The 16,309-nt window shown below is 62.6% G+C and carries 15 protein-coding genes; 8 read left to right on the top strand and 7 right to left on the bottom strand.

Annotation, left to right across the window (positions count from 1 at the left end; translation table 11 throughout):
- Nucleotides 1-59 precede the first annotated feature (59 nt).
- Nucleotides 60-905, top strand: a complete 846-nt coding sequence (locus BI49514_RS02900; RefSeq protein WP_101544155.1) for a ParA family protein — start codon at nt 60-62, stop codon at nt 903-905.
- Between the two features lie 202 nt (nt 906-1,107).
- Here the strand turns inward: BI49514_RS02900 and BI49514_RS02895 are convergent, their stop codons facing one another.
- Entirely contained in the window at nt 1,108-1,689 is a 582-nt protein-coding gene (locus BI49514_RS02895; RefSeq protein WP_101544153.1) for a MerR family transcriptional regulator, read from the bottom strand.
- A 248-nt stretch (nt 1,690-1,937) separates the two neighbouring features.
- Nucleotides 1,938-2,690, bottom strand: a complete 753-nt coding sequence (locus BI49514_RS02890; RefSeq protein ID WP_101544152.1) for a lysophospholipid acyltransferase family protein — start codon at nt 2,688-2,690, stop codon at nt 1,938-1,940.
- Nucleotides 2,691-2,796: 106 nt separating this feature from the next.
- On the opposite strand from BI49514_RS02890, the gene BI49514_RS02885 reads away from it, so the two are divergent.
- The 3 genes from BI49514_RS02885 to BI49514_RS02875 are packed head-to-tail and all read left to right on the top strand — an operon-like array spanning nt 2,797 to nt 5,871.
- Entirely contained in the window at nt 2,797-3,585 is a 789-nt protein-coding gene (locus BI49514_RS02885; RefSeq protein WP_101544150.1) for an alpha/beta hydrolase, read from the top strand.
- Between the two features lie 28 nt (nt 3,586-3,613).
- The gene (locus BI49514_RS02880) at nt 3,614-4,066 is read left to right on the top strand and encodes a YiaA/YiaB family inner membrane protein (RefSeq protein WP_101544149.1); all 453 of its coding nucleotides are present in this window, start codon (nt 3,614-3,616) and stop codon (nt 4,064-4,066) included.
- A gap of 47 nt (nt 4,067-4,113) precedes the next feature.
- Complete coding sequence (locus BI49514_RS02875; protein WP_101544147.1) at nt 4,114-5,871, top strand: DEDD exonuclease domain-containing protein; 1,758 nt, start codon at nt 4,114-4,116, stop codon at nt 5,869-5,871.
- Here BI49514_RS02875 and trpD read toward each other — a convergent pair.
- Nucleotides 5,839-6,942 carry an anthranilate phosphoribosyltransferase gene (gene trpD / locus BI49514_RS02870; RefSeq protein ID WP_420808574.1) on the bottom strand — a complete coding sequence of 368 codons (1,104 nt, stop codon included), beginning with the start codon at nt 6,940-6,942 and terminating at the stop codon, nt 5,839-5,841. The genes BI49514_RS02875 and trpD overlap by 33 nt on opposite strands.
- A 197-nt stretch (nt 6,943-7,139) precedes the next feature.
- On the opposite strand from trpD, the gene ctaE reads away from it, so the two are divergent.
- From ctaE to qcrB, 4 genes are read left to right on the top strand one after another with little or no spacing between them, the layout of a single operon-like run.
- The gene (gene ctaE, locus BI49514_RS02865) at nt 7,140-7,814 is read left to right on the top strand and encodes an aa3-type cytochrome oxidase subunit III (protein ID WP_180954346.1); all 675 of its coding nucleotides are present in this window, start codon (nt 7,140-7,142) and stop codon (nt 7,812-7,814) included.
- A gap of 57 nt (nt 7,815-7,871) precedes the next feature.
- Nucleotides 7,872-8,657: a cytochrome bc1 complex diheme cytochrome c subunit gene (gene qcrC / locus BI49514_RS02860; RefSeq protein WP_101544143.1), complete on the top strand. Its 786-nt coding sequence runs from the start codon at nt 7,872-7,874 to the stop codon at nt 8,655-8,657.
- Between the two features lie 49 nt (nt 8,658-8,706).
- The gene (gene qcrA / locus BI49514_RS02855; RefSeq protein WP_101544142.1) at nt 8,707-9,750 is read left to right on the top strand and encodes a cytochrome bc1 complex Rieske iron-sulfur subunit; all 1,044 of its coding nucleotides are present in this window, start codon (nt 8,707-8,709) and stop codon (nt 9,748-9,750) included.
- The gene (gene qcrB / locus BI49514_RS02850; RefSeq protein ID WP_101544141.1) at nt 9,747-11,372 is read left to right on the top strand and encodes a cytochrome bc1 complex cytochrome b subunit; all 1,626 of its coding nucleotides are present in this window, start codon (nt 9,747-9,749) and stop codon (nt 11,370-11,372) included. Before qcrA ends, qcrB begins: the two co-directional genes overlap by 4 nt.
- Before the next feature lie 1,170 nt (nt 11,373-12,542).
- Here qcrB and BI49514_RS02845 read toward each other — a convergent pair.
- The 4 genes from BI49514_RS02845 to aat form a co-directional block, all read right to left on the bottom strand.
- On the bottom strand, nt 12,543-12,944 hold the full coding sequence (locus BI49514_RS02845; RefSeq protein WP_101544139.1) for a cytochrome c oxidase subunit 4: 402 nt from the start codon (nt 12,942-12,944) through the stop codon (nt 12,543-12,545).
- Nucleotides 12,941-14,638, bottom strand: coding sequence for an aa3-type cytochrome oxidase subunit I (ctaD, locus tag BI49514_RS02840; protein WP_101544137.1), 1,698 nt, complete (start codon nt 14,636-14,638; stop codon nt 12,941-12,943). The genes BI49514_RS02845 and ctaD overlap by 4 nt, the downstream gene beginning before the upstream one ends.
- On the bottom strand, nt 14,635-15,507 hold the full coding sequence (gene ctaC / locus BI49514_RS02835) for an aa3-type cytochrome oxidase subunit II (RefSeq protein WP_101544136.1): 873 nt from the start codon (nt 15,505-15,507) through the stop codon (nt 14,635-14,637). Before ctaC ends, ctaD begins: the two co-directional genes overlap by 4 nt.
- A 110-nt stretch (nt 15,508-15,617) precedes the next feature.
- Nucleotides 15,618-16,295, bottom strand: a complete 678-nt coding sequence (aat, locus tag BI49514_RS02830; RefSeq protein WP_101544134.1) for a leucyl/phenylalanyl-tRNA--protein transferase — start codon at nt 16,293-16,295, stop codon at nt 15,618-15,620.
- Nucleotides 16,296-16,309 lie beyond the last annotated feature (14 nt).

Here is a 16,309-nt window from a genome sequence, read left to right as displayed (position 1 = left end):
ACGTGAGTCTCGGCGTGGTCGGCACGGCTAGGCAGCCGCCGATACGTTAACGTAGGAGGGTGCTTGTCCTAAGTATCAGCAGCCTCAAAGGCGGAGTCGGTAAGACATCCGTGACGCTCGGTCTGGCCTCGGCGGCCTACAACAGGGGGATTCCCACCCTGGTCGTCGACATGGACCCGCAGGCGGACTCGTCGACCGGCCTCGACGTGCCGACCTCGACGCGTGTCGACATCGCCGATGTGCTCGCTGCTCCGAAGTCCCAGAAGATCCTGTCCGAGGCGATCATCCCCTCCGGGTGGGTCGGTGACAGGCTCGGCCACCTCGATGTGATCTCCGGATCTCCGCGTGCCGCGGAATTCGATCGGCCTTCGCTGTCCGAGCGCTATCTGCGCCGGCTCGAAGATGCCCTGACTCGCATCGCGAAAGGCTACCGACTCGTCCTCATCGACTGTCCGCCCAGCCTCAACGGTCTCACCCGTACGGCGTGGACAGCGAGCAACCGAGTGGCGGTCGTCACAGAGCCCAGCCTGTTCTCCGTAGCAGCTGCCGACCGCGCCCTGCGGGCGACGGACGAACTGCGGCAGCGTGGTGCCTCCGATCTGCAGCCACTCGGCCTGGTCGTCAATCGGGTGCGTGCCGGTTCGACCGAACATGACTATCGCATCCAGGAGATGCGTGAGATGTTCGGTCCTCTCGTCCTCAATCCGCCTTTGGCCGAACGGGCCGTCATGCAGCAGGCTCAGGGATCGGCGCGTCCGATCCACTCCTGGCCAGGCAAACCCGCCGAAGAGGTCGCCGGCTCGTTCGACGCTCTTCTCGAACGAGCACTCCGCTCGGAGAACATCCGCGGTCGGCGCGATGCCGCCCCGGCGAAGAACGGCACTCAGCAGCCGGAGAAGAAGTGAACGACTAGCTGTCCCCGCTCCCCCACCAACTCGTCGACTGCCGTCGCGAACTCAGGTTCGCGACGGCAGTTCTCTGTTCGCAGGCGCCTCGGACACATTCGAGGCGCTCTGCACCTCACCTTTCCGTTCCATACGACAACCGAGGCGGTCCGCTCGAACTGAGCGGACCGCCTCGGTGGTGGTGTGAGTACTCTGTCGGCTGTCAGCCGGATTTGCGTGCGCGACGGGCGGCGAGCTCATCCATGGCTTCGAGGGCCGCATCGTCTTCGGGGACTCGTTCGCTCGGGAACTCGGACAGCGAACCTTCGACTTCGTTCCAGACGCGGCCGACGGCGATGCCGAAGACGCCCTGCCCGCCTTGGAGGAGGTCGACGACCTCATCAGGCGAGGTGCATTCGAAGACGCTGGCACCATCGGACATGAGCGTGATCTGAGAGAGATCGTCGACGCCGCGGGAACGCAGGTGCTCAACCGCGGTGCGGATCGACTGCAGTCCGACGCCGGTGTCGAGGAGTCGCTTGACGATCTTGAGGACGAGGATGTCACGGAAGCTGTAGAGCCGCTGGCTGCCGGATCCGGTCGCATTGCGGATCGACGGGGTCACCAGATCGGTGCGCGCCCAGTAATCGAGGCGACGGTAGCTGATGCCGACGACCTTGCAGACGGTGGGACCGCGGTAGCCGGCCTCTTCATCGAGTACGGGCAGATCATCATCGAACAGCAGCCCCTGGGCTGCTGACGGCATCGGCGTCATGTCGACGCTTTCATGACTTGAGCGGTTCACACCGACTCCTCCTTAAAGTCCCTGGGGGAAGCGAAGGTCGCTTGGAAGGACCGAGAACATAGTCATTCTAGCCCTCTTCCCAGCGAACCTACAGTGGGATTCAACAACTCCAAGTTATTCTGCCGTCCCCGCCAGGACAAACATCTCGAGGTAACAATTTCCGCGTGTCGCCGTTACCGCAGTATTCGAACATGTCACATGGATGTCATTCAGGCGACTCGGAGCGGAAGGTGCCGGGGCCGAAGGGCCTAGTTCGACGGGCTTTCGCCGTCTGATTTCGGTTCATCCCGGTTCGGCGGATCCGTCTTCTTCGGTTTGGCGCTCGTCAGCAGCTTGGTTTTGACCGTCGACGCATAGGTATCGACGTATTCCTGTCCGGACAGGCGCATGATCTCGTACATGATCTCGTCGGTGACCGACCGCAGCATGAAACGGTCGGCAGGAAGACCCGAATACTTCGAGAAGTCCATCGGTGCGCCGAAGACGACTCCGACGCGCCTGAGCTTGGGAACGAGGCGACCGGCAGGCTGCAGCTTGTCCGTACCGATGATCGCCACTGGTACCACAGGCGCGCCGGACTCGAGGACGAGACGCGCAATGCCGGTGCGTCCGCGATAGAGCTTCCCGTCGGGCGAGCGAGTGCCTTCGGGATAGATGCCCAGCGAGTTTCCCTCACGGAGAACCTTCAGACCCGATTCGAGCGAAGCCTGAGATCCCGATCCGCCGCCGCGGTCCATGGGCAGCTGATTGTTGAGCTTGAAGAACCATCGAGTCACCGCACCCTTGATTCCGCGACCGGTGAAGTAGTCCTTCTTCGCCAGGTAGACGACGGGACGCGGAGCGAGCAGCGGAACGAAGATCGAGTCCATGAAGTGGTTGTGATTTCCTGCGATGATCGCCGGGCCCTCGGACGGCAGATTGTCCAGGCCCCGCACCCACGGACGGAAGAGGATCCGCAGGATGGGTCCGGCGAGGACTCGCTTGAGAAACCAGTAGATCACGCGCACCCTTCCGACTACGACTCTTTGTCGTCCTCGGCAATCATATATCGACACGCACGGTGAACAGCGAAGTCCGTCTCGGACTCATCCGTGCCATGCTGGGAGCATGGAGATCGATTTCACACTCGGGGCGGATCCGACGGCCGCCTATCGCAGCCTCGACAGCGATTCAGCCTCCGCGGTTCTCTTCCTGCACGGACTCACCGGTTCGCCCGTCTCCTGGGTGCCGATCGCCCGCGCGATCGCAGCGGAGGGCGTCGACGTCAGCGTCCCCCAGCTGCCCGGTCACGGCACCTCATGGCAGGACATGGACTCCACTGGATGGTCCGACTGGCTCGGCGAGGCGCGCACCGAACTGGGTCGGCTGCAGGCCGACCACGAGCGTGTCGTCGTCGCCGGCCTGTCGATGGGTGGAGCCCTGGCACTCGCCCTGGCGGCTGCAGAGGGTGCTCCCGACGAGATCGTCGTGGTCAATCCTGCCCTCTACATCGACTCTCCCTTCGCTCCCCTGCTGCCGGTGCTCAGGCACGTCGTGCGCACGATTCCGTCGATCGGCGGCGACATCGCCCACCCGGACCGCGACGAGTACGCCTACGAACGGACACCGGTGGGCCCCCTGGCCACGTTCCATCGTGCGCTGCGGACCCTGCGCGACGATCTGTGGAAAGTCACCCGCCCCGTCACTGCCATGGTCTCCGGTGAGGACAATGTCGTGAGTCCGCGGACGCTGCGTGCGCTGCGATCGAACCTTCCGCACCCGCCGAGGATCGTCGCCCTCCGCCGATCCCGCCATGTGGCGACCCTCGACTTCGACGCGAACACCATCGCAGAGGCGGTCCTGCGGGCGGTCTCCACAGAAACGACCGTGCCACGGCAGTCCGAGACCGGGGAATAGCTGAGGCCACGGAATTGCTGACTCGGGTATGAACGACGACGGCACCGCTTCGACTCCCGACGACGAGGGCCGGGAGGACTGGCGAGGGGAGGTGCCCGATCCGGAGCGGATCGGGCACGACCGATCGCGCATCAGCGACGAGGATTGGGACGACCTCGTCCGGCAGATCGCCGAACCCTCGGCGACGACAGGAGATATGCCCGCCGAGGATGTTCGCGACGCCCTCGAAGACACCGAGCATTGGGAGCCTGAACCGGCGGAGCCGATCGGGCGGCGCACTGCTTCGCCCACCCTGGTGCTGTCCTGGGCCGCGGCGCTCGGTGCGGTCGTGCTCCTGCTCATCGGCGTGATCTTCTTCAGGCCGCTGCCGGGGTGGTACCTGCTCATCGGCCTGGCCGTCGGCATCGGCGGCGCGGTCGGCCTGTTCTTCCACCTGCCGAGCCATCGTTCCGCCGACGGCGGCGACGGATCCTCGGTGTGAGCGACGCTGACCGCTTTGTGTCAGTGACTCCTGAGAGACTGTGCATCATGACCGTCCCGTTCGACCGCGCACCCAGCACACTGCACAATACTCAGCTATCCTTCGACAGCCTCGGAACTCCACTGTCAGACGTCACCTTCGTCATCGTCGACCTCGAAACGACGGGCACCCGAGCCGGGCAGTCGGAGATCACCGAAATCGGCGCGGTCAAGACGCGCGGCGGCGAGGTCATCGGCGAGTTCCAGACCCTGGTCAAACCGGAACACTCAGTGATCAGCCCATTCGTCGCCCGGCTCACCGGCATCACTCATGCGATGGTCGATGACGCACCTCCCATCAGCTCGGTTCTGCCGAGTTTCTTGGAATTCTCCGTCGGTGCGGTGCTGGTCGCACACAATGCGCCCTTCGACATCGGATTCCTCCGCTCGGCCTGCGAACGTCTCGACTATCATTGGCCGGCGCCCACAGTCCTCGATACCGTCACGCTGGCCCGACGCGTCGTCGGCCGCGACGAAGTGCGCAACCACAAACTCTCGACGCTCGCCGCACATTTCGGCACCCAGGTCGAGCCCGATCACCGTGCGCTCTCCGATGCGCGAGCGACCGGCGAGCTCCTCCACCATCTGTTCGAACGCTTCGGCGGCTACGGAGTGACGACGCTGGAGGAGCTGTCGACCGTCAGACAGTCGGGGTGGGCGAAGCGACAGGCCAAATCCCATTTGGCCAAGGGCGTTCCCGAGGAGCCCGGCGTCTACATGTTCCTCGACGGTACTCGCCGTGTGCTCTACATCGGCAAGTCCGGAAATATGGCCAGGCGAGTGCGCGGGTACTTCAATGCCTCGGAGAACCGTGGCCGCATGGCCGAGATGATCACCGCGGCACAAGAGGTCAGCTGCCTGCCCTGCGCCCACGCGCTGGAAGCCGAAGTCCGCGAGATCCGCCTGATCGGAGATTTGGCGCCGCCTTACAACCGACGGTCGAAGAACCCAGAACGCAATTCGTGGATCGTCCTCAGCGATGAGCTCTTCCCCCGACTGTCGGTGGTCCGGGCGAACTCGGCGCTCGAACGCTCTCCCGCTCCGCCGCTGGGACCGTTCCGGTCACGGAAATCGGCACAGGCCGTCAAGGAACTCCTCGACACCCTCTACCCGGTCAAGAGGTGCACGGCTGCGATCACGCAGCGCAGCCTCGGCGAACATCGTCCCTGTGTGAGTGCACAGGTCGGTCAGTGCGGCGGTCCCTGCGCGGGGATCACCGATGTCGATGACTACCGGAGCTCGATCCGCGAGCTCCTCGCTCTGCTCGATGGGGACCTGTCCTCACTGCAGCGCTTGGCCGCTGAGCGCATGCAGCGACTGTCAGGAGAGGCCCGGTTCGAAACGGCCGCCGAGGTCCGTGACGCAATGCGCTCGGCAGTGTCCATCGCGGCGCGAGCCGAACAGGTGACGGCCTTGCGGAGTGTTCCCGAACTGATTGCGGCCGCCCCCGGTTTCGACTCCGGCTGGGACCTGGCGATCATCCGCCACGGGAAACTCGCCGGCGCCGGCCATGTGTCGACCAGGCAAGCCATGGGAGATTCCCTGTCGGCGCTGAGTTCGACGGCCGAATGGGTCCCTGCCCCCGGAGCGCTGCCGCAGGACACCGACTCGCTCCCGGAGGAGTCGCGTCTGCTGGCCGGCTGGCTGGAGACCGCCGAGCTCGTCTCTGTGACGCCCGCAGGCGACCATGGCTGGTCGCTGCCCCGCCAGGGAGCGACCAGCCATGCACACAGCTCAGGAGCGGTTCGTCTCAGCGACTCTGTGTGAGACGTCGATGAGCTGCTGGAGCTTGTCCGCGCCGCCCCCGTTGTCGATCGTCTCGACCGCAGTTTCGAGTTTGAGGGCCAAACGCTCCGTGAAGGTGCCCACAGCCGACTCGTCGGCGGCGACGAGCGCCGCCGCGGCGTTGATGGCCACGATGTCGCGCACGGCCGATCGTTCACCGTCGAGGACCGCGCGTGTGATGGCCGCGTTCTCATTCGGGCCGCCGCCGCGCAGATCGTCCTTCGTCGCCCGCTCGATGCCGAGGTCGAGGGCGTCGAACGTCGTGTGTTCGATCTCGCCGTGGCGGACTTCCCACACATCGTTGACGTCGGTGTTGCTCAGCTCGTCGAGACCGTCCCGGGATCGGAAGACCACGGCCTGGTGCCCGCGTTTGGCCAGCGTGCCGACGACGAGCGGGGCCATCTGGGCATCGGCGACTCCGATGGCCGTATGCCTTGCCCGAGCCGGGTTCGTCAGGGGGCCGAGGATGTTGAACGCGGTGGGAACGTTGATCTGGCGCCGCACTGCAGCGACGAACTGCATCGACGGATGGAACACGTTGGCGAAGCAGAAGGCCAGTCCGACCTCTTGGGCGATCTGACCGGTCTGTTCGGGTGTGATGTCGAACCGCACGCCGAGGGCTTCGAGCACATCCGCCGATCCCGACGCCGAGGATGTCGCGCGGTTTCCGTGCTTGACGACCCGCTGTCCGGTGGCGGAGATGATCATGGCCGCGGTCGAGGAGATGTTCGCCGTCTTTGCGCGGTCGCCTCCGGTGCCGACGATGTCGACGGAGTCTTCCAGCCCCGGCAGGGGAACGGCATGATCCATCATGGCCGCCACGAGGCCGGCGATCTCCTCGACCGTCTCGCCCTTCGTGTGGTGTGCGGCGAGAAATGCGGCCATTGTCACATCCGGAGTCTTGCCCGACATGATCTGATCCATCGCCCAAGCCGCCTGAACGCCATCGAGGTCCTGCTGGTGCATGAGAGCCATGAGCAGGTCGGGCCAGTTCTCAGCGGCCGCCGGAACCGTGGTGCGGGCCCCGGAAGCCTGAGTTGCCGGGGTGGTCATGGGCGTCGAATCGGTCATCCGTCTGAACTCTCACTAGGGGCTGCCGCCGCCCCGAAGCTCAGGGCGGACCTTACCTGCGGCATACTATCGCGACTTCGACACGCGGGCGGAAGCGGCATCCGAAACGAGATTTCGGCACCAGATCGCGGTTTTTGCTACGTCGTGTAGAAATTTCTTTCTCGAAACCTGGGTAAAAGATGAAAACTCACCCCGAGACGGGTAATAATGGGGTTGTGTCAACTGCCACTGCATCTCAAACAGCGCCAGCACATCCGGTTGTCAATCGTCCGAATGTGACCACGGTGGGCTTCATCGTGTTCCTCGCGAGCGACCTGATGTTCTTTGCCGCGCTCTTCGCCATGTACTTCACCGTCCGGTCCGTTGTTCCGGAGCTGTGGGAGGCGAGGACTCAGATCCTCGACATCCCCTACGCTCTCGGCAACACGTTGATCCTGGTGTCGTCTTCGTTCACCTGCCAGATCGGTGTGTTCGCCGCCGAGCGGTTCCGTCCCCGGCGGACCGGGTCGCTGTTCAATATCGCCAAATGGGGAATGGTCGAGTGGTTCTACCTCACCTTTGCCCTGGGCGCGATCTTCGTCTCCGGTCAGGTCATGGAGTACGCGACCCTCGTCAGCGAGGGCATCTCGATCAGCTCCGACGGCTACGGTTCCGTCTTCTACCTGACCACGGGCTTCCACGGCATTCACGTGACCATCGGACTCATCTGCTTCCTGCTCGTCATCGGACGCGCCCACGGAGCGAAGAAGTTCGGTCACCATGAAGCCACATTCGCAATCTGCGTGTCCTACTACTGGCACTTCGTCGATGTTGTCTGGATCGGTCTGTTCGGCATCATCTACCTGCTGCAGTAGCCGGCCCGAGATGCTCGGCCCCCAGGACTCACAACACTTCAAGCAAAGGACGATCAAGTGAAGCTTCTAGCAGATCGCCGCAGACATCCCATGGCGCTGGTCGCGCTTCTTCTCGTGGGACTGCTGCTGACCGGCGGAGCCTATGCACTCTTCACGCAGACTTCGAGCGCCAAGGCGGACACAGCCAGCGCCTCTGATATCGAAGAAGGCAAGAAACTCTTCGCGGCAAACTGCGCCACCTGTCACGGCATGAACGCCGAAGGCTCGAAGGCCGGTCCCGGCCTCATCGGCGTCGGCGCTGCTGCCGTTGACTTCCAGGTCGGCACCGGACGCATGCCGCTGCAGGCCAACGGCCCGCAGGCTCGCGTCAAGGAACCGCAGTTCGACGAAGAGCAGACCGCTCAGATCGCTGCCTACGTTGCTTCGCTCGGCCCCGGGCCGGCAGTTCCCGAAGACGAGTACCTCGATGCTTCGAAGGGTGACCCCGCTGCCGGCGGCGGTCTGTTCCGCACCAACTGCGCCATGTGCCACAACGTGGTCGGCTCCGGTGGTGCGCTGACCCGCGGCAAGTACGCACCGAACCTGTCCGAAGTCTCTGAGAAGCACCTCTACGAAGCGATGCAGACCGGCCCCCAGAACATGCCGATCTTCAACGACGCGAACCTGACTCCCGAAGACAAGCGCGATGTCATCGCCTACGTCAAGGAAGTCTCGGACAACCCCTCCCCCGGCGGCTTCAAGCTCGGTTCGCTGGGCCCAGTGGCAGAGGGCCTGTTCATCTGGTTCTTCGGACTTGCTGCCGTCATCGGTCTGACAGTGTGGCTGTCATCCAGGGCCAAGTGAGTCTGACAGTGTCGTTCACCATCAATTACGAGAATAGACGGGGAATTCAATGACCTCGAAAGAGCACTCCGGCGGCGTCAGCCAGCTCGAGGAGTTGAACGGGTTCACGAACCCAGGTCTGCCCGAGCACAAACCGCGCCTGGCCGACTCGGACCCACGCGCCGAGAAGGTCGCCGAACGACAGGTAGCCGCCTGGTTCATCCTCTCGATGATCGGAACCATCTGGTTCATCGTGGCGTACTTCCTGTTCACCCCGGGCGAATCGATGCAGAGCATCCGCCTTCACAACATGTTCGTCGGCCTCGGTGCCGCTGTCGCGATGTTCTCCATCGGCTTCGGTGCAGTGCTCTGGGCCAAGAACCTCATGAGCGATCACGAGGGCATCGACGAACGCCATGACATCGGCGGCAGCGAAGAGGATCAGGCGATTGCGCTCGAGATCCTCCACCAGGCCAAGGAAGAGTCGGGCATCGCCCGCCGTCCTCTGCTGCGCAATACGCTCATCGCCGCTCTGGCGATCGCGCCGCTGCCGGCAGTTCTCGTCTTCCGCGACCTCGGTCCGCTGCCGGGCGACAAGATGTTCAACACGCTCTGGCAGAAGGGCACTCGCCTCATCCGCGACGTCGGCGGAATCCCCTCGGTGGATTCCGAACGTCCGATCAAGGCTGACGAAGTCACCATCGGCTCGGCCTACCATGTACTGCCTTCCGGCATCGGCGACGAGGAGGCCAGCGAGCACCCGCTGAACGAGAAGGCCAAAGCGGCCGTGCTTCTCATGCGCATCGATCCCAAGGAACTCAAAGAGGATCCGGATCGCAAGGACTGGTCGCACGACGGGATCGTCGCCTACTCGAAGATCTGCACCCACGTCGGCTGCCCCGTCGCGCTGTACGAGCACCAGACACACCACCTGCTGTGCCCCTGCCACCAGTCGACCTTCGACGTGACGGAACACTGCAAGGTCATCTTCGGCCCGGCCAAACGACCGCTTCCTCAGCTGCCCATCACCGTGGACAGCGAAGGCTACCTGGTTGCCCAGTCGGACTTCCCTGAGCCTGTCGGACCTACGTTCTGGGAGATCAACCACCCATGAGTACTACACAGCCAACCACCACCATCGGGAAGGCGGCGAACTTCGCCGAAACCCGCGTCGGGGCATCTGTCCTCGTGCGCGAGTTCGGTCGCAAGATCTTCCCCTCCCACTGGTCGTTCATGCTCGGCGAGGTTGCTCTCTACAGCTTCATCATCGTCGTTCTGTCCGGAACGTTCCTCACGTTCTTCTTCCAGCCGGCCATGGGCGAACTGCACTACGACGGACCCTGGCTGCCGCTGCGCGGCGTCGAGATCTCCGAAGCCTATGATTCGACACTCGCGATCTCCCTGGAGATCCGCGGCGGTCTGTTCATCCGACAGATGCACCATTGGGGCGCGCTGCTCTTCGTCGCCGCATTGAGCGTCCACATGCTCCGCGTGTTCTTCACCGGTGCCTTCCGCCGTCCGCGTGAGCTCAACTGGGTCGTCGGTGTTCTGCTCGTCATCATGGGCATGGCTGCCGGCTTCACCGGCTACTCGCTCCCCGATGACCTGCTCTCGGGCAACGGCCTGCGAATCATCGACGGCATCCTGAAGTCGCTGCCGCTCGTCGGAACCTATATCTCGTTCTTCCTCTTCGGAGGAGAGTTCCCGGGCATCGACATCGTGGCCCGCCTCTACACCCTGCACATCATGATCGTGCCGGCTCTGCTCATCGCACTCATCGGCATCCACCTGATGTTCGTCGTCGTGCACAAGCACACCCAGTACCCTGGTGCCGGAAACACCGAGAAGAACGTCGTCGGAGAACCTGTTCTGCCGACCTTCGCAGCCAAGGGCGGAGGATTCTTCTTCCTCATCTTCGGTCTGCTCTCGCTCATCTCGGCGCTGTTCACGATCAACCCGATCTGGAACTACGGTCCGTATGACCCCTCCCCGGTCTCGGCTGGTACCCAGCCTGACTGGTACATCGGTTGGGCCGATGGGTTCCTCCGCATCGTCCCGGGTTGGTTCGAGTTCTACATCTTCGGATGGCCGATCTCGTTCAACATCAACAGCGCCGTGATCGTCATGGGCGGCGTGTTCGCTGTCATGTTCGTCTACCCGTTCTTCGAGGCGTGGCTGCAGAAGGACCATCGGGAACACCACATCCTCGATCGTCCGCGCAACAACCCGACTCGTACCGCTATCGGCGTTGCAGGAATCATCTTCTACTGCAACATGTGGGCGGCTGCCTCGGGTGACATCATCGCAGTGTTCTTCCAGATGTCGCTCAACGACATGATCTACATCTTCCGCTTCCTGTTCTTCTTCGGACCGATCATCGGTTACATCATCACCAAGCGCATGTGCCTCGCGCTTCAGCGCAAGGACCGTGAAATCGCTCTGCACGGACGGGAGACGGCCCATATCATCCGTCTGCCCCACGGCGAGTTCCTCGAACGTCACGAGGCTCTTCCCCCGCACAAGCTGTGGAAGATCACTTCGTTCGAGTCGCCGGCCTACGTACCGGCCGAGCCGAATGCCGAGGGCAAGATCACGGGGATGGAGAAGCTGCGTGCACGTCTGTCTCGCTTCTTCTTCGAAGATCGGGTGGCTCCCGTGACGAAGCAGGAGCTCGAAGCTTCGCACCACGACCATGACGCTGTCGAGGGTTCGAACAACAAGGAACTCGGACACTGACAGGTTCGACACGCCAGATACGAGGGGCTCAGCAGTTCAACTGCTGAGCCCCTCGCTCCATTCACAGAAGAGACGGTCACTCGTCACTCCCCATCGCGTACTCCGTCCTCCGCCTCCTGATGTTGAGATCTGCAGCTGAACCTGCAGGTCTCAGTGCCTTCTCGCTTGTGGCAGTACCATCCGGATTGGGCCGCTGACGCGTCGATCGAAATAGTGCCGTGTCGATCCGATCCGGTTCTCCGCGAACCGGAACACCCGCTGAAGGCTATGAGAGCCATGCCCCGCACTTCAAAAATGCCCTGGCCGAGCAAACGAGGCCGTCTGAGACTGCCGACCGCCGCTGGCAGTCCTGCAGGAAGCTTCTGATCGTACTTGCTCCGCTCGCCTCGGGGAGGCCCGTGCACGAAGACGGGCGTTCGTTCAACTGTGCCCAGACGTGAAATCTGCGTCTCCCCTGTCCCGTTGCCTGGTGCCTCATAGCTGCTCTGAAAGTCGCGACTGCGAATCGAGGCTCATCGGCCCCACGCTTGCCAGAAAGAGATTGAGCTGAGCGGTACAGTGACTCACTGCCGCATCGGGCCAGCGAAAGGGTGTCACCAGGGCTTACTTCAGCCTCGAATCGCCTCCGGCTGCGTCTGCATCCGCCCTAGTGGATTCAACGTGTCGAGGCGACTGCCCGGATTCGGTTCGTACACACTTACCGGACATCTCAACGACTGCTGAAGAGTCAAGCTCCAGTCACACACGCGCTGACGCCGGCGCCCCCGTGGACGCTCGCCGCGAACCGGGGTGGACCTGATGTCGCTCTTGGCGATTGCGTCGGCACAACGCCTCCTTCCTCGCGGTGTGCTCTGCCGATTTGATACACAATATTCTGAAATGCTCAGCGAAGAAAGTGATGAGTTCAGAACAACCTGGACCAAACAGCAGTCCGCCGCTTGCTCCGGGTCCGAACGGAAGAAGTGCGACCCTGTGGAGGTCCATATGGAGCGGCAGGGGAGCACGTATTCGTCCGTCAGCCATTCCAGCGCCGACAGGGGATCGGGAATCGTGCCCCCACCATGTCTTTCGTGTCCACCTGCTTCGGTTTGTCCGCTTCTGGTGAATAGCACTGTGGCCCGGACTCGAGTTGAGTCCGGGCCACAGTGGCGAGGTGATCAGTTCACCGGATCAGTGAGCGAAATCGCCGCGATCATGTTCGTAGGTGAGTCCGACCAGAGCGATGATGCCGAGCACGACACCGAACGGGAAGATCCACCAACCCATAGCGATGCCGTAGAACGCGACGGCAGCTGCAGCAGCAGAGGTGATCGGCCACCAGCTCCACGGGCTGAACATACCGTAGTCGGCATCGGCGTCGGAGATTTCGGCGTCGTCGTTGTCCTGAGGCTGACGACCGACGCGTCGATCCGTCAGCCAGAGGTAGACGCCGATCATCAGGGCCATCAGTCCGACGAGGAGCAGCGCCGGGAATCCGACGAGCTCGGTGAAGTCGGTGAAGAAGCCGTAGAAGACTCCGACTGCGATGAAGAACAGGCCGCAGAGGTTGAAGACGTAGATCGATGACTTCATTTGGCGTTGTCTCCTGTGAGCTGGGGTTCTGCCTGACCGTGACCGCTGTACTCAAGCAGCTCGGGGTGGTTGAGGTCGAAGGCAGGACGTTCGGAGCGGATCCGCGGCAGCGAGGTGAAGTTGTGACGCGGGGGCGGGCAGGAGGTTGCCCATTCGAGCGATCCTCCGTATCCCCATGGATCGTCGACCGTCACCTTGGGTGCGTTGCGATGGGTGATCCACACGTTCCAGAAGAAGGGAACCATGGACAGACCCAGCAGCAGCGAACCGACCGTCGACACCTGGTTCATCCAGGTGAAGCCGTCCTGCGGCAGGTAGTCGGCGTAACGACGCGGCATTCCGTCGACACCCAGCCAGTGCTGAACGAGGAAAGTTCCGTGGAAACCGATGAACAGGATCCAGAAGTGGATGTGTCCGAGCTTCTCGTTGAGCATCTTGCCCGTCCATTTCGGCCACCAGAAGTAGAATCCGGCGAACATCGCGAACACGACTGTGCCGAAGATGACGTAGTGGAAGTGAGCGACGACGAAGTAGGTGTCGGAAACGTGCTGGTCGAGTGCGGGGCTGGCCAGGATGACTCCGGTCAGACCACCGAAGAGGAACGTGGCGAGGAAGCCGATCGACCACACGATGGGTGTCTCGAATGTGATCGAGCCTCTCCACATCGTGCCGATCCAGTTGAAGAACTTCACACCTGTCGGAATCGCAATGAGCATCGTCATGAAGGCGAAGAACGGCAGTGCGACCACGCCCGTGACGTACATGTGGTGGGCCCACACGGTCACCGACAGAGCGGCGATGGCGACCGTTGCGAAGACGAGTTCCTTATAACCGAAGAGCGGCTTGCGGCTGAACACCGGGAAGATCTCTGTGACGATGCCGAAGAACGGCAGCGCGATGACATAGACCTCCGGGTGACCGAAGAACCAGAACAGGTGCTGCCAGAGTATCGGCCCGCCGTTGCCCGGACTGAACACATGCGAACCGAGTACACGGTCGGAACCGAGCACCAGCAGCGCAGCTGCCAGAGGCTGGAAGGCCATGAGCACGAGGATGCCGGTGATCAGGACGTTCCAGGTGAAGATCGGCATCCGGAACATGGTCATGCCGGGTGCGCGCATGGTGATCACCGTGGTGATGAAGTTGACGGAGCCGAGGATGGTTCCGAAGCCCTGCAGGGCGAGTCCGAGGACCCACAAGTTGCCGCCAGCTCCCGGCGTGAACGTCGTATTGCTCAATGGCGCATAGGCGGTCCAACCGAACGATGCCGCACCCTGCGGGGTGAGGAAGCCGGAGATGGCCACAAGGCTGCCGAAGAGGTACATCCAGAACGCGAAGGCGTTCAGGCGGGGGAATGCCACGTCCGGAGCGCCGATCTGCAATGGCATGATGACGTTGGCGAAGCCGGAGAACAGCGGGGTGGCGAACATCAGCAGCATCAATGTGCCATGCATAGTGAACAGCTGGTTGTACTGTTCCTTGGTCTCCACGATCTGCATCCCGGGCTCGAAGAGCTCGAGGCGGATGATGAGCGCCATCACACCGCCGACGCAGAAGAAGAAGAACGAACCGATGAGGTACATGTACCCGATCGTCTTATGGTCCGTCGACGTGATCCAGTCGACGATGATCTTGCCCTTGCTCCGTGGAACTACCGGGGCATCAAGAGCCGCCTGATCCATCGTGGCGGTCATTTCTCAGCACCTTCTTTCGGGTACCAGTTGCGATCGTACTCCGGTCCCAGCTGGCCTGTGTTGCCCTGATCGGCAAGCGACTGCGTGTACTCCTGGAATTCTTCCTTGGACACGACCTTGACGTTGAACAGCATCTCCGAGTGGTATTCGCCGCACAGCTCGGCACACTTGCCCACGTACTCGCCTTCCTTCTCGGCACGCAGATGCAGGCTCTGGTCATGCCCGGGGATCATGTCGCGCTTCTCGAGGAAGGCGGGGACCCAGAAGGAGTGGATGACGTCACGGGCGTGCAGCCGGATCTCCAGGTCGGTGTCGACGGGGAGGTAGAGGACGGGAGCGGTCTTCTCGGGAGCTTCGGTGCCGTCGAGGGCAACCTGAGTCCCGGAGTAGTAGACGTCTTCGGTCTCGTAGTTGAAGTCCCAGGCCCACTGCTTGGCAGCGACCTCGATGACCTGCTCACCGGGGGTCGTGTCGTCGATCGTCTTCTCCATGACCTGGACGTTCTGGAAGAAGAACCCGAGGACGAGGACGACCGGAGTCACCGTGAAGAGGATTTCGATCGGCATGCTGTAGCGCATCTGCACCGGCAGTCCGCGATCGTTCTTGCGGCGGCGGTAGGCGACCATGGCCCATAGGATGAGTCCCCACACGATGAGGCCCACGATGAGAAGGGCGATCCAGCCGCCGTTCCACAGCGCTGTATAGGCATCCGTGTGGTTCGTCGCGCCTTGCGATTCGACGGGAAAAAATCCTGTGGCGATCTGCTCTTTAGTGCACCCCGATAGCAACGCCGGTATCAACACCGCGCTCAGAATGCCGAGCCGCTTCGCCCAGGACCGCTGCGGTCCTGACTGATTCGGAGAATCCACGTGCAGCCTTTCACAACGTTCTGCGTCTCCAGGTCAGGCCGAGAGACGTGTACTTACTCTGTCACTCATAAGACTACCGCTACACGCGGTAGAAATTCATCTGCAGATGTTCATTTGTTGAGAATATCCTGACAGACACTGCCCCTGAGCGCGGAATCTAGGTGCGCGGAGTACTCCAGGCCGCTGATCTCCGACACGCCGAGGGTGGCGAGGTGTGATGTCTGCCACTGGGTGTCGATGAGCCACTCCCCCGGTCCTGCCTCCGCATCCTCCGAGGCGGACCGGCTTTCTCCGCTGACGACGTCGGTTCCGTCGAAGAGTCCGACGAGGTGGGCCAACGCCGCCTTCGATGCATCCCGCTGAGTGTGGAACATCGATTCGCCGGCGAAGAACGAACCGATGGCGACTCCGTAGAGCCCTCCCACGAGCTCATCGTCGTTCCAAACCTCCACGGAATGGGCCCAGCCGTCCTCGTGGAGGCCTGTGTAGAGCTCGATCATCTCCTCGGTGATCCAGCTTCCCGTCCGTCGCGGGTCGGCACAGGAGCGCATGACGTGGATGAAGGCGCGGTCGGTGGTGAAGGCGAAGCGCTTCATCGACTTGCGCAGGCTCTTCGTCACGCGCAGATCACCGGGAAACAGGACACCGCGGCGTCGTGGCGCCCACCAACCCATCCGACCGGCGCCGCCGTGGCCGACTCCCATCGGGAAGAGCCCGGCCCGATACGACAAAAGGACCTGGGACTGCGTGGCCGTGTATGACACGGCACGCAGATCTTCCAGGTCCATGAGAAGCGGTCCTC

The sequence above is a fragment of the Brevibacterium iodinum ATCC 49514 genome (assembly GCF_900169265.1).
In the GTDB taxonomy this organism is placed as follows: Bacteria; Actinomycetota; Actinomycetes; order Actinomycetales; family Brevibacteriaceae; genus Brevibacterium; species Brevibacterium iodinum.
This window is presented reverse-complemented; position numbering and strand designations above follow the sequence as displayed.

Coding starts and splice junctions, on each gene's coding strand:
- BI49514_RS02885 (WP_101544150.1), top strand. CDS start 2,797: ATGGAGATCGATTTCACACTCGGGGCGGATCCGACGGCCGCCTATCGC.
- BI49514_RS02880 (WP_101544149.1), top strand. CDS start 3,614: ATGAACGACGACGGCACCGCTTCGACTCCCGACGACGAGGGCCGGGAG.
- BI49514_RS02875 (WP_101544147.1), top strand. CDS start 4,114: ATGACCGTCCCGTTCGACCGCGCACCCAGCACACTGCACAATACTCAG.
- trpD (WP_420808574.1), bottom strand. CDS start 6,942: ATGACCACCCCGGCAACTCAGGCTTCCGGGGCCCGCACCACGGTTCCG.
- ctaE (WP_180954346.1), top strand. CDS start 7,140: ATGAAAACTCACCCCGAGACGGGTAATAATGGGGTTGTGTCAACTGCC.
- qcrA (WP_101544142.1), top strand. CDS start 8,707: ATGACCTCGAAAGAGCACTCCGGCGGCGTCAGCCAGCTCGAGGAGTTG.
- qcrB (WP_101544141.1), top strand. CDS start 9,747: ATGAGTACTACACAGCCAACCACCACCATCGGGAAGGCGGCGAACTTC.
- BI49514_RS02845 (WP_101544139.1), bottom strand. CDS start 12,944: ATGAAGTCATCGATCTACGTCTTCAACCTCTGCGGCCTGTTCTTCATC.
- ctaD (WP_101544137.1), bottom strand. CDS start 14,638: ATGACCGCCACGATGGATCAGGCGGCTCTTGATGCCCCGGTAGTTCCA.
- aat (WP_101544134.1), bottom strand. CDS start 16,295: ATGGACCTGGAAGATCTGCGTGCCGTGTCATACACGGCCACGCAGTCC.